Here is a 26,129-nt window from a genome sequence, read left to right on the forward strand (position 1 = left end):
CAGAGCTCCCCATTAACTAAATCCGTCGTCCTGAACTCGACTCAGGATTTATTTAACTTAGCTCAAATACAAAAATCCCGGGACGAGCCCGGGAAAAATATGTTCAGGTAAATATCAATTACCAATACTTAACCACCAAAGGTTTTAGTCAAATGCGTTGCTAAGTTTATTTGAATTGGCTGCGGCTGGTTCGCAATATCAACCAACGCATCTTCAAAGTCCCCTTTAGATAACGCACTGTATGCGTCATTAGATAACCCATATGGCTCGCTTGGCATACCAATAAATGGGAATACCATGCGATCAAGCGTGCCATCACTGTCTTTGTCATGCACGACACTGATGGCGTATTTACCTGCAGGAATACCTTCTAGCACCACTTCTGTTGCCGGAATGCTTGGCTGAACCACCATACGGTGAAAATACTTGATACTCGACGCGCTGTAGTTATCATCGCTGTAATAGGAATCCGCGTTGTCATGCAAATACACTAACAACTGCCCTTCAGTACTTGCCACCTGATTCACCATAATACGGACCTCAGTCGGCGCACCTTTTACTTCATTCACGCTCATGTTAGAGGTAGACGAGCAAGCCGCTAACACCGTAAGCGCCAATGACGATAACAATACCTTTTTCATATAAAATACCTTTTAACCTTTATTGCCAAAACCAAACTCATGCTCCAATACGGCCTTGATTTCAGCGTGACTTTGTATGATATCACCATGGTGTCGCTGTTTGAGTAAAGTACAATCCACTTTACCACCGATAAATGCTTCTACGTTGTTATCCGAAATAGCATCTAGCGTTTGTGACCATTCACGTGTCAGCGCATCCGACACCTGCGCCTCATATTGACCTGCTTTAAATAAATGCACCTGAGCCGTTTTTAGCGGACGGCTCAAAGGACATAAATCCAGCTGTCCTTCTGCTTTACGCGCTTTGATCATCGCGTCGATACTGCCTATCTCGTGGCCAAGCTCACGCATTCGGGCAACAAATAATTGCTCATTTTCAGACTCAAATTCTTGCGTCAGCGTTTTGAGCTTCCCTGACTTGATAATAGTGTCTAAAAGCAGCACTTTTATGTCAGCGCTGTGGTTTCTTTCAAATAAACCCGCCATTTCTAGTGCGATATTGCCCCCCAGTGACCAGCCTAAAAGACAAACTTTATCAAGTTCAATATGGGCGCGAACCTCATCGTAATACACCTTGGCAAGCACATCTAACTGACTAATTTTTTCGTCATTAATGAGATTATAATTGTCCACGCCTAAGCAATTAAACGATCCGCTTAACTCTGCTGCAAGCCCTTGATAAACCTCACAGCCACCACTACCAGCATGGATCATCACAAGCGTTGGTAAGCCGTCACTAAAATCATTTAAACGTTTCACTAATTGCCCATCACGCGCTTGATTACGTACCAAACTTGCAAGGCCTCGTACGGTTGGAGATTTAAACAAATCAGCCACAGAGAGCTTACAGTTAATGGTTTGATTTATCACTTGTGTCAGTTTAATCGCTGCAATTGAATTCCCGCCGAGTTTAAAGTAGTCATCGCTGATCCCAACTTGCGAGTGACCTAGTGCTGATTGCCATAACTCACATAACTTAAGCTCAAGGGCATCGCGTGGCGCTACATATTCATCACTTTTAATAAAATTAGGTTCTGGCAAAGACTTTACATCCAGCTTGCCGTTGACATTAAGCGGGATTTTATCAAGTAACGTCATCGCTGAAGGCACCATAAAATCAGGCAGGGCAGTCTGCAAATATCCCATGATCTGCTCTGCTTGATCAGCATCGGTATCGTCGCTCACAACATACGCTGCGAGATACTTTTCAGTCCCGTTTTGCGTTGCTATTACCGCAGCTTGCTTCACACCAGCAACGCTACAAATGGCACTTTCGATTTCACCCAGCTCAATCCTAAAGCCGCGTATCTTAACTTGTTTATCGTTTCGACCAACGTACTCTATATTGCCATCAGCTTGCCACTTTACAATATCTCCAGTGCGATACATGCGAGGTTCGATATTGCTGTTTTTTGAAGTCTCTACAAATGGGTTTTTAACAAATTTCTCTGCCGTGAGATCTGGACGGTTTAAATACCCTCTTGCAAGCCCTTCACCACCAATGTAAAGCTCACCTGGTGTACCCACAGGAACTGGCTCACCCATCGGATCTAATACGTACAAGGTTTTGCCTGTTAAGGCGTGACCAATAGGCGCATTGGTTCGACTATCATCAAGATGGCAAACAGAGGCAAACACTGTGGTTTCTGTCGGACCATATACATGACTTAGCTTCACCTGCGGTGTACTTTGCTTAAAGGCATTCACCACATTTAAATTAACCTGCTCGCCGCCAAACAAAATGTGCTTAAGCGGGCTATTTTTAAGCTGTCCACTGGTTGCCAGTGCATTAAATAATGCGGTGGTCATAAAACTCGCATCAACTTTATGTGTTTCAATATACTGAGCAAATAACTCGGGTGAGAGTCGCGTGTATTTATCCACTAAATGCACACACAAGCCATTGAGCAAACTGAACATGGCATCAAAAATAAATCCATCAAATGCATAAGACGACATACTGGCAATACGGCGCACCTTAGTCGCATCCAAATAATTGTTGCCCAGTGCAAAAGAATTTACCGCATGGTGTTCAATCTCAACCCCTTTAGGTTGGCCCGTGGTTCCTGAGGTATAAATGACATACGCCAAGCTCGTTAAATCCGTATCCACGTCCAAATTCTCGATGCTCTCACCACCGACATGCTCTGCAACTAAGATACTCGGCCCCGAGTCCGTATTAAAAATACCAGATAGCTCAGCATGATAGTCCGCTTGGGTGAGTACCAAAGAGACATTTGCATCGCTGGCAATAAACCGCGTGCGTTCATCAGGGTTATCCATCGACAGCGGGACATAAGCAGCGCCTGCTTTGAGCACCGCTAAAATGGCCACCACCATATCGATATTTTGTGGGTAATAGAGCGCAATCAAAGTATCCGGTTTGATTGTGGACTTTTGGTCTATTTCATAGGCCTGACGGATAAATCGAGCAAGCTTATTGGCTTTTTGATTAAGTTGCTGGTATGTCAATTGCTCATCGCCACACACCACAGCAATGTCACTGCCACGCCTGGTGGCTACACGCTCAAAAATACGATGAATAGAGAGTGAGCTTGGTGTATGCACGGGCTTGTGATTAAATTGTGCTAATACTTGTGTGCGCTCAGCGTCACTCAGTACATTAATGTGCTGCAACGCGTCAGCAGGCGCCGCCAGCATGCTTTTAAGTATTCGAACATAACGCTGTGCAAATGCATCGATGGTCGCTTGCTCAAATAAACTGGTCGCGTAGTTAAACTGCAAACTCAGCTGCTCGGTACTGTCATCAACGACTAAGGTCAAATCATATTTCGCACTCTTGCCACTGAGCTTATCGCTTAGCACTGGCTTTAACTGCAAATCACCCTGCACAATTTGCTCGGCACTCATGCTCTGCACACTGAACATCACCTGAAAAATAGGATGGCGCGAGCTGTCTCTTTCTAACGCCAACAGCTCCACTATTTGCTCAAATGGTAAATCCTGATGCACTTTCGCTTGGGTAACCAGCTGATGCGTGTGCTGAATAAACTCGCTCGCCCTCCTGTTTTTATCAACTTGGCTGCGCAGCGCCATCGAGTTGACAAAAAATCCGATCAGCGCCTGCACTTGGCTATGATGACGGTTATCCGAAGGCGTACCAACCACAATATCTTGCTGCCCAGATACACTGCTCAAAGTGACATATAAGGCGCTCAGCATCACAGTGTACACACTGGTTTGCTGTGCTTTAGCACTGTCCTTAACCTGCTTGGACAGCGTTTTATCTAGGGCTAAATCAAGGTTATCACCTGCATAGCTCACTTGGCTTGGTCTTGCCCTGTCATAAGGCAATTCCAGTGTTTCAAACCCTTGCAGCGCGCCTTTCCAATAGCTTTGTAACTTGCTTAATGTCTCACCTTGCAGATAATCTCTTTGCCATTTTGCGTAGTCCGCATAACGGATACTCAGATCTGGCAGTTGAGCTGCTTTACCATTCAACGCTGCTAGATACGCTTTCGTTAGCTCTTCAGTAAATACAAACGTCGACCAACCATCAAATGCGATATGGTGCCACACAAAGAGCAAATACTGGGTGGGTGCACGACTAATGTGATACACCCGCATTGGGCTATCTTGCGATAGCTCAAATGGTTTTGAGGCCAGTTCAAAAACCAGTGTCTCAAGGGCTACTTCATCCGCCACCGAGTGCTGCACAATAGCGATATTTGATGGTAATGTGTGCTGACTTAAAATGCCGTTATCTTGGGTGTTAAATACCGAATTTAATACCTCATGGCGAGCCACAACTTGATTAAGTGCTTTTTGAAAAGCATCCAGGTTTAGCGACTCACCAACTTCAAACAAGGCTGGAATATGATACGCGCTACTGCCTTTTTCATAACTATCAATAAAGAGTAATCGTTCCTGTGCGAATGACAGCGGTAAAGATTCCGCGGCACTGCGAGGGATCACAATGGCCTGTGACGCATCAATGACGTTAGCCAGTTTGGCGACGGTATTATGGGTGAACAGCATTTCGAGTGGAATATCACGCTTGAGCGCTTTGCGGCTGGCCGCAGATAAACGAATCGCCGTAATTGAATTCCCCCCTAACTCGTAAAAGTTATCATCCACACCCACAGTTTCAACATTGAGCACCTGTTGCCAAAGCGCACATAAGGTCGACTCAAGCTCACTGCTTGGCGCTTTGTAACTCTGTTTAACGCTTTGACTAGGAATGGGCAGAGCGTTTTCATCCAACTTACCATTGCCTGTTAAAGGGAACACATCTAATTGTGTATAGCTGGCTGGCACCATGTATTTTGGTAATGTTGACACTAAATATGCATTAATACTTTCCTCACAGGCAGTACTATCTGCGCCACCTATCCAATAAGCATGTAACGCACCATCTGCATGGCCTTTATCCGCAATGACGGCCGCACTTTGAACACCCTCAACGTCACATATGGCGTGCTCAATCTCACCAAGCTCAATTCGGTAGCCACGAATTTTGACTTGGTTGTCATTACGCCCAAGATATTCAATTTCACCATTGTCGAGCCAACGAACTAAATCACCCGTTTTGTAAATCCGCTGATTGTACAGATCATCACTACTGGCAAATGGATTTTGAATAAAGCGCGATTGTGTCAAATTATCACGATTTAAGTAACCTCTTGCCACACCTGCCCCACCGATATATAACTCACCGATTGCACCTACTGGCACAGGTTTAAGTGCCGATGACAAAACATACAGTGCTACATTGGGATAAGCATGCCCGATACCATTGACCACTTGGCTTGGGTCAACGCGCTTATTCATGGCACCTACTGTCGCCTCTGTTGGACCATATTCATCAATCAATGCCTCCGTGACCACCGAGAGCTTATCGATCACAGACTTAGTCAGCGCTTCACCGCCCACCATTAAGCTGTGCAAGGTTATCTCACTGTCAGACAATAAGAGGTTGGCAAGGCTTGGCGTAGTTTTTACAAAACGCACTAGGTTGTCTGTCAAATGAGCCTGATATGCCGACACATTGGCAATATCATCCTGATAAACACACACAGTGCCACCTGCCATGAGTGGGCATAAAGTGGTTGTCACGGTCAAATCAAAGCAATAATTGGTCGAAAAATCACATACTTCAAGGGCATCTGATAAAATACGTTGCACCCCAAAAAAGTAATTAAGTACCTGCGCTTGCTCTACCATTACACCCTTTGGCTTGCCTGTGGTGCCCGAGGTGTAAATGACATACGCAATGTTACTCATGCGGCTGCGACGCTCAGCAAAATTTTGTGGGTTATTCGCCACCAACATGGGTTTATCACAGCTGATAAAACCAACATCAGTGCCAGTCAGCCAAGTATCTAGCCGATGGGCATACTCTGATTGCGTCAGTACCAAGCGCGTGTCTGTGTCCGCCAGAATAAAGTGCACCCTATCTTCTGGGGCATCAGGTGAGATGGGGACATATCCAGCTCCTAGCTTCAATACCGCCAACATGGCCACCAGAGTGTCAGCACTTGGACTCAAATACAGTCCAATCAAGGTATCGGCTTGCACCGACTCACCTTGCTGAGCTAGGCGCTGCACTATGGTGTTTGCTAAATGCTCAGCACGCTCATTTAGTTGGTGATAACTTAATTGAACTTTCCCTGCTTTGACAGCCACCTTGTCTGGCATTGCCTGAGCGTGCTGGGCAATCATGCCTGCAATGTCGTTTTCAAACTCAAAGTGTGCTTGTTGGCAGTGCCACTGCTGCGTGATTGCCTCACACTCTGCAGATGTCAACAACCCTAATTGCTGATGCGGTTGCTCTGGCGCTTCCACCAGCTGCTCAAGCAGCACTTTAAGCTGCGATACCAGCTTGCTCGCTTTGTCAGCATCAAGCCAATTTGCACTGTAGTTAATGGCTATATCGAGCGTATCCCCTTGCTCTGTCGCAACAAGGGACAGCGGATAATCAATTTTCTCAACCACCTTTTTGAGCTGCCACTTACGCGTATCACCTTGATGATTTATCGGGTAATTTTCAAAGGTGAACAAGGTATGGAATAACCGCTCACCTTGTGGCTGTAACTCAGCCAATGCAACACTACTGGCACTGTTGAGTGACGCAATCGACAGCTGAATCTCTGCCATGATTTGCGCACAAGACGCATCTTGTGGCCAAAACACTTGCAGTGGTAAGGTGTTGATGAACAAACCGACACTGTTATCGATGCCTTCGACTGGCAAGTTACGCCCCGAGACAACGGTGCCTACAGTAGTTTGTTCATCGCCCGCATAAACCTGGATCAGCTTGTGCCAACAAAATTGTAATGCCACGTTGAGTGTCACCCCAGCGTTTTGGCACATGGCTTTGAGTGCGTGAAACTCAGCACCCGTTATCATCAATTGTTGCGTATCAGGTTCTGTGACCTGCATCGGCTTGGTCAAATCAAGGGGCGCACTCAACATTCCTGAAATATCATTTGCCCCTTCAAATTGTTGTTTCTTTTCTTGCCAATACTGCTGTGTTAGCGTTTGGTGTTGCTGATAATACTGCTGCGTTGCTAAGTAGGCTGTTTCCACCTCGACCGTCGGCACTGTGCCTCCGAGTAACTGCTCATAATACTCATGAACGCTGCGCAGCAACAAAGGCGCACTCCAGCCATCGCTGATGCTGTGATGCTCCGTTTTTAGTAAGGTGTATAAGTCATCTGCTTGCTTGATAAGTGAAATGCGGATCAAGCCCGGCTTTGACAAATCAAACCCTTTTGCGCGCTCCGCTTGCTGCAACGCATCTATCTTTGCAGCGCGCTCTACTTCACCTAATGCACTAAAATCTTCATAATAAAAGCTATTGCAATCAATACTCGCTTTGGGTGAGACAATTTGTAAAAGGGCTTCATCCCAGTTAAAAAAAGTACGCAACGCAGGGAATCTTAAAGAGGTTAACTCCCAGGCCTTTTGATACAAAGGCACGTTCAGTGGCTCTTGATAATCCAACATCATTTGCACGCGATACGCATCATCGTCTGGCTGGTTCAAATGATGATAAATAAACCCTTGTTGCAAGCTGTTTGCCGGACTTACCGACTCAATACCACGCGAGGGCGCAGTTTGACTCTGGATATAACGCTTAAACGCTGTCGCCGAGTCAATGTTTTGCTCACTCAAAAATGCAATTAACTCTGGCTTATTGGCTTTGATTTTATTCACCAGCTGCGGATCCGGAGACGCTTTGCCAAAAGCCAGTTTTAACTTACCTTGCTCTGCCCAAATAGACAGGTTATGTGCACTGATTTCCTTGATAAGTAACATTGCTTAAATCTCCATGATGTTGTCGTCGCAGGTACCGTCTTGTTCATCCAAATCAGCCTCTTCGAGTACGCTGTTTAAGTGCGCTAGATGCTCTACGGATAAGTCATTGGCAATAAAGTCACTAGGGGTGGCGACTGCGCCCTGCTCAGCAATATGTGCGGTATGTTCAATTACATGTTGCAAGTTTGTCGCAAAGTAGCGTTCAAAATCAGCACTGAGCTGCAGGCCTAGACGCGACTGAATTGAAAACATCAGTTGGTCAGAGTCAATCATGCCGTTAATGTTAAGCATCAATGCCATCTCATTTTGCTCGCCAATTAACTGCCCACAAGATTCTTGAACAATCTGCCAACTCTCTGCGCCCGAAGCACGACTATTAAATTGACCTAAGTAGTTAAAGCTAATAAGTGGCAGCTTTTGAGTAATGTGGCCTGCTTGGAAAAAGGCCCCATAACCTACCCCTTTGTTCGGCACGGCGCGCAACATTTCCTTGGTTTGCACCACCGTCGTAGAGAGGTCGTCATACGCTGTTAACTTCACTGGATATAAGCTGGTAAACCAACCAAGGGTTTGCGATACATCTAAGTGCTCATCAATGTCTTCTCGACCGTGACCTTCTAAAGTGATCACATGCTCTGTACCAGATAATACTTGCGGCAAAGTTAAGCTCAGCGTAGCTAACAATAAGTCATTGATTTCCGTGTTGTAGCCTTCGTTTGATTGCCTCAGTAGCATTTGTGTGTGCTCAACCGACAAAGACAGGGAATGTTCACTGACAGATTCAGTAACATTGAGTTCATTGCTATGCTCAACCACATGTTGCCAGTAATTTAACTCACTGCTGTGATCTGTTGGGTAATTTTGCATGGTATTAACCCACTGGCGATAACTGCTGGTTTTTGCAGCCAATGTTTTACCTGTCAGCAAGGTTTGCATGTCTTGTGACAACACCCGCCACGACACGCCATCAATAATTAAATGGTGGAAAATAAAACAAATCCGCGCAACACCATCGCCATAACCTTGCAGGTGAACCAGCTTAAATAACGGCCCATCTTTAAGATCAAAACTTTGCTGCCATTGGCTCAGCTGCTCACCAATTTGTGTATCAGGAAGCCCTGTCACATCTAACTGAGCGACACCACACCAAGCAGCCAAATCTAACTCGTTAAGAGATAAATAAGATTGACGATAACTATCACCTTGCGGCGCAAAACGGACGCGCATCATATCGTGGTGCTCAACCAAAGCCTGACATGCCCGCTCAATTTGCGACGTGGTTAAAGCTTCAGGTACCGTCAGCATAAATGACTGGTTCCAATGATTAGGGTGCGACAGACCTAAGTCAAAGAACCAAGACTGTACAGGCAGTAAATCAAACTCACCTGTTAGTACTCCTTGCTCTGTTTGTACTGTCTGGGCTTGCGGCAATTGCTCAAGCTTTTTCGCCAATTGCGCCACAGTCGGTGATTCATAGATGTCTTTCACTTTGAGCGTATAACCCAATAAGCGCAGCTGCGACATCAATTGAATACTAATGATTGAATCGCCGCCGATACGGAAGAAGTGCTCATCAATCCCCACTTTTTCAAGGCCAAGTAACGCCTGCCAAATATCACACAGCTGGCTCTCAAGTTCAGTGGTCGGTGCCACATAATCGCTTTGTGCATCAAATACAGGATCTGGTAAGGCTTTGCGATCGACTTTGTTGTTTACAGTCAGCGGTACTTGCTCAATGGCCATAATGGCGCTGGGCACCATGTACTCGGGCAGTTGCTCAGCTAAATACGTGCGTAGCACGTCATGGTTAAGTGCGGTTTCACTTTGTGATACCACATACGCAATCAGTTGCTGTGTGCCTTGCAGCAATCGCGGGATCACAACTGCTTGCTTCACATCTTGATGTGCAATGAGAATGTTTTCAATTTCTCCCAGCTCGATTCTAAAGCCTCGGATCTTAACCTGCTCATCATTTCGGCCAATGTACTCTAACTGACCATCCGCAAGTCGGCGCACCAAGTCACCACTGCGGTACAAGCGGGATTCTTGAGAAGCTGGTAATTGCGCGGCAAATGGATTGTCAATAAAGCGCTCACGGGTCAGCTCTTCGCGGTTTAAATAGCCTCGCGCAAGACCTGCTCCACCAACATACAATTCACCCACAACTCCAACTGGCACGAGGTTTTGGTTGGCATCAAGTACATACGCTGACATGTCACTCAGTGGGCGGCCAATGAGTGATTGGTGCTGATTATTATCCGGTGAGAGTTCCTGATATGTCACATGCACGGTGGTTTCTGTGATGCCGTACATATTAATTAATTTGGTTTGCGTATCACCGTAGGCCTGCCACCAAGGGGCAAGGCGTGCCATATTAAGCTTGTCTCCACCAAAAATCACATAACGCAGCGCAGGTAGCTGGGCACCTTGCGATACTGCGGTATCGGTAAACGAATAGAAAGCACTCGGCGTTTGGTTTAATACCGTGACCCCTTGGTTTTGACACAAAGTAATGAACTCACGCGGATCACGGGTGCAGGCTTTGTCAGGGATCACAAGACAGCCGCCGTGTAATAGTGCGCCCCAAATTTCCCATACACTAAAGTCAAAGGTACAAGCATGGTACATCACCCACACATCTTGCTCGGTGAACTGATACGCTTGCTCACAAGAATCAAACAGTCGTACCACGTTGTGATGCGGTTGCATCACGCCTTTCGGCTGTCCTGTGGTGCCTGATGTGTAAATCACGTATGCCAAATCATCTGCCGTAGTATTCACCACAGACAAGTCGATATCCACTTCTTCCTGACTGAGTTCATCATAACTGAGTACTTGTACAGATGTATCTAAGCCATCGATTACTTGCGAAAGGTCCGCCTCTAATCCTGCTTCACAGAGTAATATTGGCGTTTGTGTGTCGCTCAAAATAAACTGGCTACGTGATTTTGGATACTCTGGCGTCAAAGGTACATAGGTGGCCCCAAGCTTTAATATCGCCATCATGCTCACCAATAACTCAAGACTGGGCGCAAAATACAGACCAATGTAAACCGGCGTTTGGCTTGTGGCAGAGGCAATACTCGGATCTCGCGCTAAAATCGCCTTGGCCAATGCCGTCGACTGTGTATCTAATGCTTGATAGCTAAGCGCTTTGTCTTGGAACTTAAGCGCTGTATTATTTGGGCACTTTTGCACTTGTTCGGCAAAAATCTCACTCAAGCTGCCACGCTTAGGCAGTGGCGCAATTTGCGGCTGAATTTGCATCAGCAACTCGTGGCTTTGTTGCTTTGACAGCAAGCTAATTTGACTGTGTGGCTGCTCAACTTCAGTAGCGATGGCGTGAACGATAATTTGCAGCTGCGCGATTAATTGCTCAGCCTGAGGTGCATCAATTTGCCGTGCACAATAATTTAAAGAAAACTCAACCTGCTCCGGTGTGGCGGTGACAATAACGGTGATCGGGTAATCACTTTTCTCACGCGTCTCACGATACTGCATTGCCTGTTCCACGCGCTCAGCATCACTTTCTTGCACTTCTGGAATTGGATAATTTTCAAACACAAATAAGGTATGGAATAACGCATCCCCTTGGCTTTGCACACGAGATAACTCTGCACCACTGTGGGTATTAATATCGGCGATTCCCAGCTGAATTTGCGACATCATTTGAGCGATCGTTGCATCCGTTTGCCAATTTACCGCCAGAGGTAAGGTATTGATAAACAGACCTACACTTGCATGAATATCCGCAACTGGCATATCTCGACCAGATACTGTGGTCCCAACGATTGTTTGCTGATCTTGGCAATAGCTTTGCAGTAACTTGTGCCAAGCAAATTGCATGGCAGCATTGAGTGTCACACCTGCGTGCTTACACACTTTATTTAACGCACTAAACTCATCACCTGCAATCACAAACTGACTGCGTGCAGGTTCAGTGATGACGCGCTCATTGGCTAAATCAAATGATTGGCTCAGCAGGTAATTAACATCATTGGCATGCTCAAATTCAGGCATTTTTTGCTGCCAAAATGCATCCGTTTTGTCTTTGTTTTCATACAGGTATACCTGCGCGGCTTGATATGCACTGTCATGTTGGATAACGGGCTGTTCACCGGCTTTCAGCTGGTTGTAAAAACCGTTGACCGTCTCCAGTAGATTGCCGACACTCCAGCCATCGCCAATGCTGTGATGCTCCGTTTTTAGGACGCTATAATGGGTGTCGCTGTGCTTGAACACCACCACTCTAAAGAGCCCAGGCGCTGCCAAATCAAACGCTGTGAGCCTATCTTGAGTGAGTAGCTCATTCATTTTTTGCGCGCTTTCACCATCAGGCAAAGTAGTTAGATCTACCACCTTGAAATGCGCGTCATTGAGCACCAGCTTTTGGCTGATCACTTGCAGCATTTGCGCTTGCCAATTAAATGCCATACGCAGCGCTGGGTGTTTATCTGTCGCTAGCTGCCAAGCTGCTCGATACAGTTCAAGGTCTAGCTGAGTATGATAGTCCACCAACAATTGTACTCGGTATGCATCATCATCTGGCTGATGTAAGGCATGATAAATAAAACCTTGTTGCAAACTATTGGCAGGATATAAAGCCTCTACAGGAGCCTGTGACTGGAGGTTTTGCAGCAGCTCAAAACTAATCTGCGCCTGCGGGAAGTCACTTGGCGTGCTCACCCCGCCTGCTTGCATCGCCGTCACACCTTGAGCAATCACCTGCTCAAGTGCACGCTCAAAAGCACGGACAAATTGCGCACCTTGCGCTGGCGCAAGTCTGGATTCAACCTCAATGCTCAACGCATCCTGCTTAATTAATCCCAACACATTGAGCATTAAATCACTGTCATTGTCAGCGCTAACCGCTGCGCCAACAGGCTCTCCGGTAATTTGCCAATGAGCAGGTTCAGCCGTTTTATACTGCCCAAGGTAGTTAAAGCATACTTTTGGCAGCGGCGCAGGTAACTTTTCAGGGTCAAATTGATACAGCGCACCAAAACCAATGCCCTTGTCAGGAATAGCGCGCAGCATGTCTTTGTTTGCAGCAATGGTTTGCTCTATAGATTGTGCACATTCGATCTTAACTGGGTATAAACTGGTAAACCAACCCACTGTTTGGTTCACTTCTAGTGCATCATCAATGGCTTCTCGGCCATGGCCTTCGAGCATAATATGATGAGACTTTGACCCAAATACAGTTTCCATGGCAATGGCAAGCGCACTGAGTAACAACTCTTGCGTTTGCGTGTTATAGCCTTGAGCTGCTTGCTGTAGCAAAATTTCTGTTTGCTCGGCCGATAAAGACAAGGATAATTTCTGCATTGCATGTAAAGGCTGTGGACTTGGCTGTCCTGCTAACACCTCAGACCAATAAGTCGTTTGCGCTTGGTTACGCGCTGCGTATTGCGCCAGTCCCTCAACCCACTGACGATAACTGGTTTGCTTTGCCAACAGGCTTTGTCCAGCAATAAGTTGCTCAAGGTCGTTAAGTAAAATGCCCCAAGAGACGGTATCTACAATTAAATGATGGAAAATAAAACACAGTCTATCGCGGCCATCGCTATGCCCTTTCAGTCTGACCACACGCCATGTCGGGCCTACAAAAATATCCAAGCTGGCTTGTAAAGTGCTCAAGCTCTCACGAACTTGTACCTCGTCCAGCAGCGAAATATCCAGCTCAGTTAATTCAAACAATATTTCTTCACAATAGCGGTTTTTCCGCTCAACAATGCTTCGGCTGCGCAACATATCATGCTGATAGCTCAGTGTGGTTAGCGCCTCATTTAGGTCATCATGAGATAAGTCATTCGGACAATAGGCGCTAAATGCTTGGTTGAAGTGGTGCACATTGGCAAAGTTTTGTGCAAAGAACCAACTTTGCGTTGGATGCAGGTCAAAATCACCTAATAAAACCCCTTGCTCTGAGAGTACTTCCACTTTCGCGACATCATCATTCTCGGTAATAAATTCAGCCAACTCCGCCACACTTGGCGCGACAAAAATATCTTTCACCTTAAGGGAGTAGCCCGCGCGTCTCAAGGCTGATACCAAACTGATACTGACGATTGAGTCGCCACCGATTTGGAAGAAGTTATCGTTTATGCCCACTTTTTCAAGACCCAGTACACCTTGCCAGATGTCACAGAGTTCTGTCTCTAATTCATTGCGCGGTGCTTGGTATTCAGTACTGGCACTAAACTTAGGCTCTGGTAATGCTTTTCTGTCTAACTTGCCATTGAGAGTCAAAGGTAATGCATCAATAACCACAAAAGCAGCTGGCACCATGTACTCTGGCAACTGCTGTGCCACAAACTGTCTCACATCATCTAAATCAATCGATGCATTAAGTTCTCCAACAAGATAAGCAACCAGCGCTTTTTGTTGATTGTGCTCTTTATCAATCACCGCAACGTGTTTTATTTCTGGGCGTTTTAATAAGCAGTGTTCTATTTCGCCCATTTCGATACGGTAGCCACGTACTTTTACCTGAAAATCTTTACGGCCTTTGAATTCAATATAGCCTTTCTCATTCCAACAACCATTGTCGCCAGTACGGTATAGTCGGCCAAGTTTAGGATGTTCAAAATATGCAAGTTGAGTACGCTCTGGGTCATTAAAATAGCCCTGAGCGACTCCAATGCCGCCAATGTGAATTTCACCTAAAATACCAGCAGGACAATGATTGCCATATTGATCCAGCACCCACATAGCTTGGTTCGGCATTGCCAAACCATAAGGAATGCTCTGCCAATCCGGCTCAACTGTTTTTATTTCATGCCAAATTGACCAGATACTGCCCTCAGTGGCACCACCTAAGCTCATCACTGTGGCATGAGGTGTCATATTGCTTAGCTGCGTGGGTAGGCGCAGTGGGATCCAATCTCCACTCATCATGTAAACACGCAAGCTATCCACATTGCGTGCTTGTAATGTTTGCTCATTTGAGAGCAGTTGTGCAAGCTGTGGTACTGTATTCCAAATTGTCACTTGGTGCGCTTCGACCATATCTAACCAATGATCTGTGTCCTGCACTTTATCTTGCTCAGGCAGCACAATCGCAGCCCCCACAGCCAAGGCACCAAACACATCGTATACAGATAAATCAAAGCTCAAATCCGAAATGCCAAAAATACGGTCTTCTGGCATAACCTCAAAACGCGCATTAACAGCAAAAATGGTATTCATGGCACTTTCGTGGGTGATCACCACCCCTTTTGGCTGGCCAGTACTGCCCGATGTGAAGATCACATACGCAATCTCATGCGGCAGAGGCAAGGCTAAGCTTTCTCGCCATAGGCTATCTGCCTGCGCACTGTTTGCGGCGGCCTCCTCAACTAAAGTGAATTGGAATTCGCTTAACCACGGCTCATTTTGAATACGCTCAAATAACGCATTCGAAATTAATACCTGCTGTACGCCACCGGCTAATAAAACCTGATGAATTCGAGAATTTGGCCACGCCACGTTAATTGGCAAATAAGCACACCCTGCGGTATTAATGGCAAGCAATGCGGCGACTTGATATTCGCTCTTTTCGCACATGACAGCAACCAATTCACCGCGCTTAGTAGCTTTAGATGCTACTTGGTAGGCAATACCATAGCGGTATTCACTCAAGGTATGATAATCAATTTGACGGCTTGCCGTGATCACAGAGACACGTTCAGGGTACTGTGCAACTTGTAAGTCAAAACCATCGATTAAATTGTGCTCTGGGTATTTTGCAGGGAAGTCATTCCACTGGTGTTCAATCAGTTGTGTTTGCGCCTCAGTCAGCGTGCTGATACAGCCACATATTTGATGGGCATCATCTTGCGCTAGATGCGTAATAAACCGTTTTTGTATTTCACCAATTTCTTGCAAAGCCTGTGTATTAAACTGCGCGTCTGCCGCAACAATTTTACGCAGCAACTGTGAACCTGTTTCAAATAACGTAAAGTCTAACTCAAACTGTGCCACAACCGGCGTTAACAGCACACCTTCCACTGTGACCGCATTATCTTCACCCAAACGGATCTGCTGTTCAGGTAAGCCTGCCAACACCTGCATCAAGCCCGGAATAATATGAGATGTTTTTAGCTGTGCAAGATAGTTACACACCACATTGATGTTCTTGCTGCTCAAGCCTGATGGGGCTTTATTCAAAAGCAGTGCGCTCAGCTGCTCATTGATGGTCTGTAATAATTCAATCAGTGACTTTTGATGAACCGCAGTGATAGACAACGCTTCTAAATCAACATAATGGCCTAACAAGTAACGATTTTTTCGCGTTCTTCTGGCGATCGGTACGCCTATGGTGACGTCTTCATCGTTAGTTAAACGGCTCACCGTTAAAATGGTGCTTGCAAGAATAACGCAGTAAGGGCTGATACCGTGCTCAGCAGCCACTTGCTTGATTGACTCAATGCACTCAGTGGTATTGTCTAATAATACAGCAACGTCATCACTGACATCAGTGTTGTGTGGCTTTTTCATGATAAAGTCCACAGGGCTCACTTGCACGTCTGCAAAGTCTTGCTCTTTGGCAGCGTAATATTCAATATCTGGTGTGAGTGCTGAGCTGTCATCCTCACTCGATAAGAGTCTCAGTAAATCATTCACTAAAATTTGTAAAGACCACTGATCACACACTATGTGGTGACCTTTGATCAACACTATGACCTCAGAGTCTGTCAGTACTTGATAGAAAAATTCAAAGTTGTGCACGCTGGTATCAATGAATTGCGCATTATACTGATCGCACAGTTCTGAGGCGCTAAACGCGGTGTCCGCCATAGCTTGCCACAGCACAGCGCCCTCTTTGAAAATGAGTTTAGGGGTATCCGCTGTCAGCTCGACTTTACTGTGGATCACTGGGTGACGTTGCTGTAATTGAACAAGTGCATTTTGTAGCTGTTCAAAACAATCGTCCATGGTAATTTTTAGTGCACTAGAAACATTAAAAACAGGGCTAGTTGGTGCAATTTCTTGCCCTTGCCAAACTTGTAGTTGGCGCTGAGACAGTGATTGAGAATGTTCGTTACGCATTGGGTTTATACTTCCATTATTATTTTTGTGATGGCATAAAAAGGCGTTCAACGCCGCGAGCGTTATGATTTAGCTGAATGCTGTCAGTGATTAGGCACATGTATAGCCTCCATCGACATACACAGTGCTACCTGTTGTCCATTCACTTTCTAATAAGTTAATAATTTCTTTTGAAACATGCTCTGGTGAGCCAAATCCTAGCGGGTGCATACTGGCTAGCTTTTCAAAGTGACCCGGTTGCGCCATGCCTTGATAGCCATCATTGAGCTTGGTTTGGATCATGCCAGCGGCAATGCAATTGACCAGTACGCGATCTTTAGCCAATTCCAACGCTGCACAACGACTTAAACTGCCTAGCGCCCCTTTACTGGCCGCGTAGCCGGAGATGCCCGCCTCACCAGCGGACTGACTGACCGAAGACAGCAAAACTAGTGAAGTTGTACCCGCTGTATTTCTCACGCTTTTGCGCGTAAATGCCTTAATCATGGCCAGCGCACCGCCGCAGTTAACGCGGTAAATCTGCTCAAAGTCAGCATAGCTCGATTGGCGTAGCGTGGTCATCGCGTGTACACCTGCACAAAATACAGCCCCTTTAAATGCACCATGTTGCTTGGCATTATCGATAATGAGTGGCGTCAAATCGTCTGGCATATTCAAATCAGCCACCGCCATTTTATGCTGCCCAGGTAAAGATTCGGCCAACGCACCTAAGGTTTTTTCATTTCGCCCTATCAATAGGAGTTCGTAACCTTTATTTGCTAAATCAAGGCAGGTTTTCTGCCCGAGATCTGAGGTTGCACCAAGCACCAAAACTCTTAATGGAGCCCCATCAATATTCATTGTTTCCATTACTATGCTTCTTCTCTTTAAAGGCCACATCACGCCAAAAGCACGGCTGTGCTTTTGGCTCATATGCATATACTCAATGTTGAATTGTTAAACGGATATTTCTGTGCTCGGGCGCATGGTCATACACTGCCCTGTCATCATGTTGTTGTAGTGTGAAAAGTGCGCGATAAACTCGATAAACTCCTGCTGCAAAAATACAGTTGGTCGCATACCGAATACTGAACGTTTTAGTGCGCGGCGCATTTTCTTTCGCTCAGCTTCATCTTTTGCTAAATAAGGGATCACAGCACTGTTAATGAATACGGTATCGCTCGTCAGCTCTCTGGCTAAGGTTTTCATAAATGCATTCAAGGCGTGGTTGGCCACTGAATTCACCTCTTGCCCGAGATAACTCAAACTGTCCGAATACAGAGGGAAAACAATGTTCGCGCCCACCTCTTTCACAAACGTCGCCAGACTTTGATAAATTACAAAAGTATTATCTAAGTAGGTTGTTATCTGCGCCAAACAACTCTCATCTGTAAACAGTGCCTGCTCATTTGCACATTGCACACCTTGAATAACAACCAGAGGTTGTCCATTATCGAGCAAGCCTTTTTCAGTCAATAGCAACTGAATATCAGGCTCATCTTGCGCTTGAATTTCAGCCAGTGACAAGCTGGGTAGCGCCACATTTTGCGATTGAAATTGCGCTGAAGGCGCTATCAAAATCACATTGACGTTTGCACTGACGTAGTGATCAACCACCGCCTGATCAAACTCACTTTCTGCTTGTACCAATAATAAAGATTGCGCCGCGCTCATATTAAAAATCCTCCGTCCAGATGGATGACTTCTCCATTTTGATAATTTGGCGCATCTGATGTGAGGTGCAATACCGTTCGTGCAACTTCACTACACTGCCCCATACGTCTGACACTGGTACAGTCAATAATAGGCGCAACAATAGACTGCTCTGCGCTGTCCACCATTTGTGTTTCAATCAAACCCGGAGCGACGGCATTACACAAAATATTGTCTGTACCATACTCACGCGCGATGGTTCTGGTCATACCGATGATGGCGCCTTTAGACGTGGCATAGTTAATTTGACCTTCACGTCCCACCACACCACTTTTTGAGACCATATTAATAATGCGACCAAATTGCTGCGCTTTAAAAATCGGCAGCACCTGTTGGCATAAATTAAACGTGCCTGTTAAATTTGTCGTCAGTACTTTTTGCCAATCTTCTAGGGCCATCAGCTGTATCAAGCTATCGTGATTAATCCCTGCGTTATTAACCAAAATATCAATGCGTTCATCTTGCGTTTTAATGGTCGCGATGCTGTCTAATACAAAGCCACTGTCAGATATCGACCCCTGTAGCCACATAAAATTAGGGTTGGATTGCAATTCATCTGGCACACTTGAGCGCGCAATCCCATAGACTTTTGCTCCTTCAGCGAGATATTGGCGGCAAATTTCCAACCCGATGCCTTTTGAGCAGCCGCTCACAATCACGACTTTCCCTTTAAACATCCTTTTCTCCTATTTGCTCTAGATATCGAATGGCTATGCGTGCACTTGCAACTTCTTGCTCATTGACCCAAGCTGCAACCTTAAACTTCACCAGCTCACCTAATGCAATCTCTACCATAGCGCGAATTTCCAAAACCTGACCAGGTAACACCGGTGTTAGAAACTTGACCTTGTCTATCCCAGCAATCACGCCTTTGGATTTGCCAGTAATACATAGGCCACTGGCTTGAGCCATCGCCTCGACAATTAATACGCCAGGAAACACGGGCTCATCTGGAAAGTGACCTTCTAAACAGGGTTCGTTATAGCCAATAAACTTTTGCGCGATAATAGACTCGTTTGGCTGTACCTCGACGACTCGATCAACGAACTTAAATGGTGGTTTATGCGGTAAATTATCCGGTGAAATCATTTTTCATCTCCCCAGTCGAATAAAAAGTAAATCATCACTAATAGCACCACGGTAAACCCTGCAAGGGTTTGCACTTGCACAGAGACGTCTGCAAGCGATGCACCTTGATTGGCAGTTAAACGAAATGCATCTAGAAATGCCGTAGACGGTAACCACTGAACGATATTTTGAATCGTCTGTGGGAAGTTAGAGGTGTCAAAATAAATCCCAGATAAAAACATCAGTGGGAAATACAGTAAGTTAGAGATACCCGTGGCCACCTCCACTTTTTGGCTGCGCGCACCAACCAGCACACCGATTAAACACAGGACGACAGAGCCCAATAACAGTACGGTTAAAATACTTAACCAATTGCCAAGAGGTTGATAGCCAAATAAAAAGTAGAAAGTCGCAAACAGCGCAACCAGCTGGAATATCAATAAAAATACTCTGGCGAAAACAATCCCAATCACATAATCTAAGCGGCTAAACGGAGATAACTTCAAGCGCTTAAAAAAGCCCTGCTGACGGTCTGAAACCAATCCATTTGAAATAGAGGTGATACCAATACCGATGATCTGCAGCACGATGATGCCGGGGATCAACCAATCGATATACCTAAACCCCTGAAGATCAATCACTCCATCCAGATAAGGCTTACGAGCTTGATCCTGAAGTGCCATAACATGGCTAAAAGCAATCGCTTGCTCATGGCTGTTGCGTGTTGAAAACAAACCGCTAGGCGTCAAAATCAATACATCACCATGATTTGAAAGAATGGAAGACAGCCCCTCACCAGGAGACACTTCCGAGCTTGGCTCAGAAAAATGCGCATTGATCCGTGCGATCAACGCGACATCTTCAATGTTGAGTATGCTGACCTGCTTGTCTTTTTCGATGGCTTGATACCACTCAGCGTCGATTTTTTCCTGTTCAATGACAACCACATTCACTTTTGCCATTGGCTTCTCTCCCGAGAAGGCTTGTACTAATAGCAACGCCATAAAAATGGGGAAGCCAAAAGTCCAAAACAAGGTGGCTGGCTCGCGGAAAAACGGTCGGATATTAAGCAGCATGAGCTGCCAAAATGGCTTTCTTGTCAGTACATTACTAGGCATGACTTGTTTCCTGCTTAAGAATATCGTGGCCAGTGAGTTTTAAAAACACATCATTGAGCGTGGCTTTGCGCGGCTCTCTAATAACCGGATCGGTAAAAGTACGATGGATAATGGCATCAGGCGTACCTGACTCAATGATCTTGCCCTGCTCTATGATAAGTAACTCATCACACAGGTAATCCGCCTCATCCATATAATGCGTGGTGAGAATGACTGTCATGCCCTCTTCTTTGAGCGATTTGATGATCTCCCAAAAGCTCTGGCGACTGGTTGGATCAAGACCCGTGGTGGGCTCATCTAAAAAAATCAGTTCAGGTTTACCCACTATGGTCATGGCTAAAAAAACCCGCTGCTTTTGACCACCGCTGAGGCTGTCTAGCCATGCATTGGCTTTGTCAGTTAAGCCAAAGCGTTCAATCAACTCATCGACATCCATCGGATCTTTATAAAAGCTGGCAAATAAGCGGACCGCTTCTTTTACTTTGGTTCTGCCGTACAAATTATTGGACTGCAACAGTCCGCCGATTTTCATGCGGATCTGCTTTTCGCTGTCCTTCCAATCCATGCCAAATAAGCTGACTTTACCAGACGTTGGTTTTTTCAGACCTTGTAATATTTCCAATGTAGTTGACTTACCCGCCCCGTTTGGACCGAGTAAACCAAAGCATTGCCCCTTTTTAACTTGGAAAGATAACCCCTTTAAAACAAGCGTATTATTCTTGTTATAAGACTTCTTTAAGTCTGCTACATCAATGACCGCTGACATCTCTATTTCCCTTTTACTGTCGACACCAAACATGTCGTTGCACTGAGCTGTGTATTTACACTCATTACCAATACGGACTCTGGTTTACTGGTATGTTGCAGTGCTACTTCACGGCCTATAAACATACGCCCGTTCAGTGCACAGGTAGCAAGGCTGATTGCATCAAGACTTTGACACGCAATGCCCGACTCTTTATACGCTCTACTATCAATCACTTGAGTAGTTGAAAACTGCGTTTGCAGCGCTTTTGAAATCGCCTCAAATTGTTCAGCGTTAACCATAGAAAGGACTATCAAATCTGGTTTGACAGTAAGTTGTGCAAGCGCTGCACAGTCCCACTGTTGGCTGTCTTCATCAAACACCCAACGACCGGCATTGAAATCACTCACTTGGGCAAGTGCTCGACTCGCACGTGGGTCTTGTTCATTGACCGCGACCAGTGCATTGGCTGAACTTGCCAACCTGTGCTCATCCACTTGCATTTGCTGCCAAACTAAATCAGATGTATCGCTCTTGTCTTCTGCGCTACACACCAAAGCACAGGCAATTTTGTCTTCACTTAAATCCATGAATGCATGCCACAGTGCGTGCATACCTTCATTGCCTAAGTCGCTAAAATTGGCAGAGCAGCCTTTTAAATCAAATGCCAAAGCCAGGTTTCCAAGCGGCGCATTGAGCACGGTATCTGGGAACAAAGTACTCTTAACCCCTGTCGGGCCATATTCTTGTAGGTCAGACAAATTGCGTTGCTGTACTTGAGATGCCCCCAAGGTCGTGCCGAAATACGCGCCCATCGGCGGCTTTTCTGCGTCGCTGTAGTCCACATCCGCTCCGCTAAAGGCAAGGTATGACGCGCCAATGGCATATTGGCCTATGGTGCTCATACGGCGGCGATACAACTTTGATTGGAAAGGCTTTAAAGCAAATTCTCCCTCATAGCTTAGCAAAGGCTGATCCGCACCATTGCTATAACCACCTTGCTCAGCAATACTGCCGTGACCGAGGATATAAACCTTCTTACCGTCAGCTTTAGGGATAGCTGTGACAGATTTACGTGCCAGCATGGTAGTATTGTGTCCACCAAATGCCGAATTGGTTGCGCCGATGCACGCAACCTTGTGATCTATCAGTCCATTCACAACGATATGGTGACCTTGGCAGTCTTCGCGAATATCATCGCCATTTAAGGTCGAAGGCAGTTGTCCTTTGTCGATAGCGACCAGCGCAGAAATAAACTCAATGGCGCCCGCTGCGCCTAATGTATGACCAAAATAAGACTTGGAACTGGATACTGGGATAGATGCTTTATCTTGTGGGTTCAATGCAGCAAAAATCCCCTTTAGTTCAGCGCCGTCATTGGCCGGTGTGCCAGTACCATGGGTATTGACGTAATCTAAGTCTTCAGGGGTAACATCACTAGAGCGCAAAGCCGTTTCAAATGAGCGCCTTACACCTGCCCCCTCCGGCTCGGGTGCGGTCGCATGAAATGCATCTAAACTGGAGGCTGTGCCCGCCAATTGCATGATGCTCGGTTGATTTCGAGCCTCGGCATGATTGTGATTCTCTAGCACAAGGAAGCCTGCGCCCTCACCTAGGCTTAAACCCATTTTTACATCATAAGGAGAGCAAACTTCGGGCGCGACTGACTGTAAAGAATGAAAGCCGGCATAGATCGTTTTAGCCAAGGCATCAGTGCCACCCGCGATGACAATATCAACCACATCATTGTCTAAAAGCTGTTTTGCAAAGCCCAGTGCACTGCTACTCGATGTACATGCACTGGTAAAGGTTAAAACAGGACCGAGCACGCCAAAATGTTTGGCGATGTTGTAACTTTGCTTGTGCGCTGGGTACTCAACAAGGCCTTCATGCTGATTTTCCATGATGCCCTTTTCAAGCTTTTCCATCCCAGTGTTGGCGTTGCCAACACACAATGCAACACGCTTATTTGCCAAGATATGACGAGAGAGATTTGCTGCATTCAGTGCTTCTTCTATCGCTTCAATGGCAAACAGAGTTGAAAAATCAGGTAAATCCGTTTGTTTATCTTGATGCTTTTCTCGCACTGAGCGAACAATACCTGCAATATCGCTTGGTAAGCCAGTGACGTCAAAACAGCTTAGTGGTACAACTCCCGAGCGCTGTGATTGCATTGAGTCATATAACTCTTGTGCATTATCACCACACGAAGAAATTACACCATATCCGGTTATCACAACTTGTGATTTACACTCTGGCATTTCTTACTTTCTCCTGTAAACCCTGCAATGTCACTTTGCCCATTGCATTGGTAGGTAACTCATCAATGAATTCTATTTTTGGGATGGGTAAATCTTGAAATAGCGCTCTGACTTCATCTGTGATGTCAAAGTGCGAAGATTCTTTGGCAACAAAGGCTATCAGCTCTCCGCCACGCACATTGTCTGCTTGCTCGATGAAATAGACCCGCAAAGCATGCCCTAAAAACAACTGAGAGAGCTTGTCTTCGATGGCCTTCAACGAGTAGCGTTTGCCCTTGAACTTAAATACGCTGTCCTTTCGGCCCAGATGTAAAATTTGATTGCTAGCGAGTATTTCAATCTTGTCATCTAGCGGCGCGCATTCGACGCCCAAAGGTAGGAAGTCAGAATAAATGAAATGTTCACCATCCGATGGTTGCAAACGAACGGTAGGTAGTAACTGGTACGTTTGAATATGGTCTTGACCCATCATGCGATAGGCTATGGCACCCGTTTCGGTGCTGCCGAGCACGTCAATACCTTGTAGATGTGGCAGCTTGCTTTGTACTCGCTCGGCAAACTGGGTATCTCTTTGCTCACCGAACTTCCCTCCTGAGTTAACGATATAGCGATATTGAGCCGTCAAAGCGTCAGACAAGCTCTGCCAAATACTGGGGACAATCACCGCCATGACATGATTGACCGTCTCAGGGACCGGTCTCAGTAGCGTATTTGATTGATACATTACTGGTGCCTCAAGCTTAAGTGGCAACAAAAAGCTCCAAATAAACCCGTACATGTGCACAGGTGATACATAGGCGTCGATTAAATCAAGGGCACTAAAATCAAATAAAGTCGTCAGCTCCTCTACCTCTTGCACCATGCTCGCTAACGATTTTTCAATGCGCACAGGCACACCTGTGCTGCCGGACGTTTCAAAGAAAATCACAGCTTTTGACGGCAACGTCGCTAGCTGCTGATAAATAGACTTTGTGTCCAACAACGACGACGCTTCACCCTGCTTGGATAGCAATTGTGCAAAGCTCACCGCGTTTTCACCTTGCGGTTGTGCACTCATCAGCGGTTTATAACCACTTAGTACCGCAGCAAACGCGACCATCATCATTTTGACCGGATCCACATCCAGTACTCTCAATGGCTTTGCTTTATCAAACCCTGCGCTTTGCAGTGCTGTGATTAAGTGCGCAATATGCTGCTTAAACTCTGCGCTGCTATAGTGATTGCCATCTGAGGAGTAAAACAGTGCACTGCCCGTATTTACACTTTTAGTCTCTTTTGCCGATATAGTTCGAGTCACAATACTGCTCACTGTATGCGTACCCTCATAGTCGGCGTTATTAAACACGACACCAAATTTACGCTGACAATCAGCGTAAATTTGTAGTAAATCGACTGAATCAAGAAATAAAGGACTGCCCAATAAATCATCATCATCTGATAGCTGCGCTATTTCTGACTCTTCAAGTTCAACCGAGATTACGATTTGTCGACGTACCTGATTGACTAAGCCTTCAAAATCCTTCATTCAGTTACCAATTCCTGTAATTCAATTGCTGCAACGCGTTTCTTGAACGATGCTTTAGGTGGCACGACTTCAACTTCACCACTGCAAATCAGCGTTTTATTCTGATTTACAATGGTAATGGCCAAACGTACGTGCCGATTTGGCAATTTTTCAGACACTTTAACTTGCGCATAAATGGTGTCACCGATATACAAAGGTGCATGATGACTTACGGTCATATTGGTAACCATTGAGCCCACACCAGGCAACTTCATACCAATGACTTGCGCAACCATGGCTGGCGCTATCCCTGCATGGGCGATTCTGCCTGCTAATCCCATTTGCTCTGCAAATACAGTGTCGACATGCAACGGGTTAAAATCCCCAGTGATCCCAGCAAAACTATATACATCTGATTCGGAGATGGTTTTAGAATGCACTGCACTATCTCCTTCATTGATTTCCCTATACGTTTTGCCAGCCGTGTAAAGAGTCATAACCACCTCAACTTTTATGCTGCTAATTGCTCAGAAATAAATTCACTTAGTGTATGAATTGACGACATTTTCTGCTGTACAAGCTCGCTTGGAAACTCTTTAAACTTCAGGCCATATTTTTTCTCAACCGCTGAGACCAAGTCCAACAGCTCAATACTGTCTAAATCTAAACCCGCACCGACTAGCTCTGCATGTTCATCAATTTCTTCCAGTGAGTCAGCCACTTCAAGCTCTTCAATTAAGATGTCAGTTTTGATAAAAGTGATGATGTCTTGTGTACTATTCATTG

General features: G+C 45.7%; 13 protein-coding genes. All 13 read right to left on the bottom strand.

Going from position 1 to position 26,129, the window contains the following annotated elements:
- Window positions 1-128 precede the first annotated feature (128 nt).
- The 13 genes from N473_RS09020 to N473_RS09080 all read right to left on the bottom strand — a co-directional run bounded on the left by N473_RS09020 (window position 129) and on the right by N473_RS09080 (window position 26,127).
- A complete protein-coding gene (locus N473_RS09020; protein ID WP_063367622.1) occupies window positions 129-641 on the bottom strand; it encodes a DUF2141 domain-containing protein in 513 nt (170 codons plus the stop codon).
- Window positions 642-653: 12 nt separating this feature from the next.
- Window positions 654-7,922 (bottom strand): non-ribosomal peptide synthetase, encoded by a 7,269-nt coding sequence (locus N473_RS09025; protein ID WP_063367623.1) that lies wholly within the window; start codon window positions 7,920-7,922, stop codon window positions 654-656.
- Between the two features lie 3 nt (window positions 7,923-7,925).
- Window positions 7,926-16,955, bottom strand: coding sequence for a non-ribosomal peptide synthetase (locus N473_RS09030; RefSeq protein WP_063367624.1), 9,030 nt, complete (start codon window positions 16,953-16,955; stop codon window positions 7,926-7,928).
- 90 nt (window positions 16,956-17,045) lie between these two features.
- Window positions 17,046-17,804 (bottom strand): SDR family NAD(P)-dependent oxidoreductase, encoded by a 759-nt coding sequence (locus tag N473_RS09035; protein WP_196766383.1) that lies wholly within the window; start codon window positions 17,802-17,804, stop codon window positions 17,046-17,048.
- A gap of 87 nt (window positions 17,805-17,891) precedes the next feature.
- Complete coding sequence (locus tag N473_RS09040; protein ID WP_063367626.1) at window positions 17,892-18,608, bottom strand: hypothetical protein; 717 nt, start codon at window positions 18,606-18,608, stop codon at window positions 17,892-17,894.
- Window positions 18,605-19,324: an SDR family NAD(P)-dependent oxidoreductase gene (locus tag N473_RS09045; protein WP_063367627.1), complete on the bottom strand. Its 720-nt coding sequence runs from the start codon at window positions 19,322-19,324 to the stop codon at window positions 18,605-18,607. Before N473_RS09045 ends, N473_RS09040 begins: the two co-directional genes overlap by 4 nt.
- Window positions 19,317-19,736: a 3-hydroxyacyl-ACP dehydratase FabZ gene (gene fabZ / locus N473_RS09050; protein WP_046357813.1), complete on the bottom strand. Its 420-nt coding sequence runs from the start codon at window positions 19,734-19,736 to the stop codon at window positions 19,317-19,319. Before fabZ ends, N473_RS09045 begins: the two co-directional genes overlap by 8 nt.
- On the bottom strand, window positions 19,733-20,833 hold the full coding sequence (locus tag N473_RS09055) for an ABC transporter permease (RefSeq protein WP_063367628.1): 1,101 nt from the start codon (window positions 20,831-20,833) through the stop codon (window positions 19,733-19,735). Before N473_RS09055 ends, fabZ begins: the two co-directional genes overlap by 4 nt.
- On the bottom strand, window positions 20,826-21,599 hold the full coding sequence (locus N473_RS09060) for an ABC transporter ATP-binding protein (protein ID WP_063367629.1): 774 nt from the start codon (window positions 21,597-21,599) through the stop codon (window positions 20,826-20,828). Before N473_RS09060 ends, N473_RS09055 begins: the two co-directional genes overlap by 8 nt.
- Before the next feature lie 2 nt (window positions 21,600-21,601).
- Entirely contained in the window at window positions 21,602-23,839 is a 2,238-nt protein-coding gene (locus tag N473_RS09065; RefSeq protein ID WP_063367630.1) for a beta-ketoacyl-[acyl-carrier-protein] synthase family protein, read from the bottom strand.
- Window positions 23,826-25,364, bottom strand: coding sequence for an AMP-binding protein (locus N473_RS09070; protein WP_063367631.1), 1,539 nt, complete (start codon window positions 25,362-25,364; stop codon window positions 23,826-23,828). Before N473_RS09070 ends, N473_RS09065 begins: the two co-directional genes overlap by 14 nt.
- Window positions 25,361-25,840, bottom strand: coding sequence for a MaoC family dehydratase (locus N473_RS09075; RefSeq protein WP_063367632.1), 480 nt, complete (start codon window positions 25,838-25,840; stop codon window positions 25,361-25,363). Before N473_RS09075 ends, N473_RS09070 begins: the two co-directional genes overlap by 4 nt.
- 14 nt (window positions 25,841-25,854) lie before the next feature.
- A complete protein-coding gene (locus N473_RS09080) occupies window positions 25,855-26,127 on the bottom strand; it encodes a phosphopantetheine-binding protein (RefSeq protein WP_039607946.1) in 273 nt (90 codons plus the stop codon).
- Window positions 26,128-26,129 lie beyond the last annotated feature (2 nt).

Source organism: Pseudoalteromonas luteoviolacea CPMOR-1 (assembly GCF_001625685.1).
Classification (GTDB): Bacteria; Pseudomonadota; Gammaproteobacteria; order Enterobacterales; family Alteromonadaceae; genus Pseudoalteromonas; species Pseudoalteromonas luteoviolacea_K.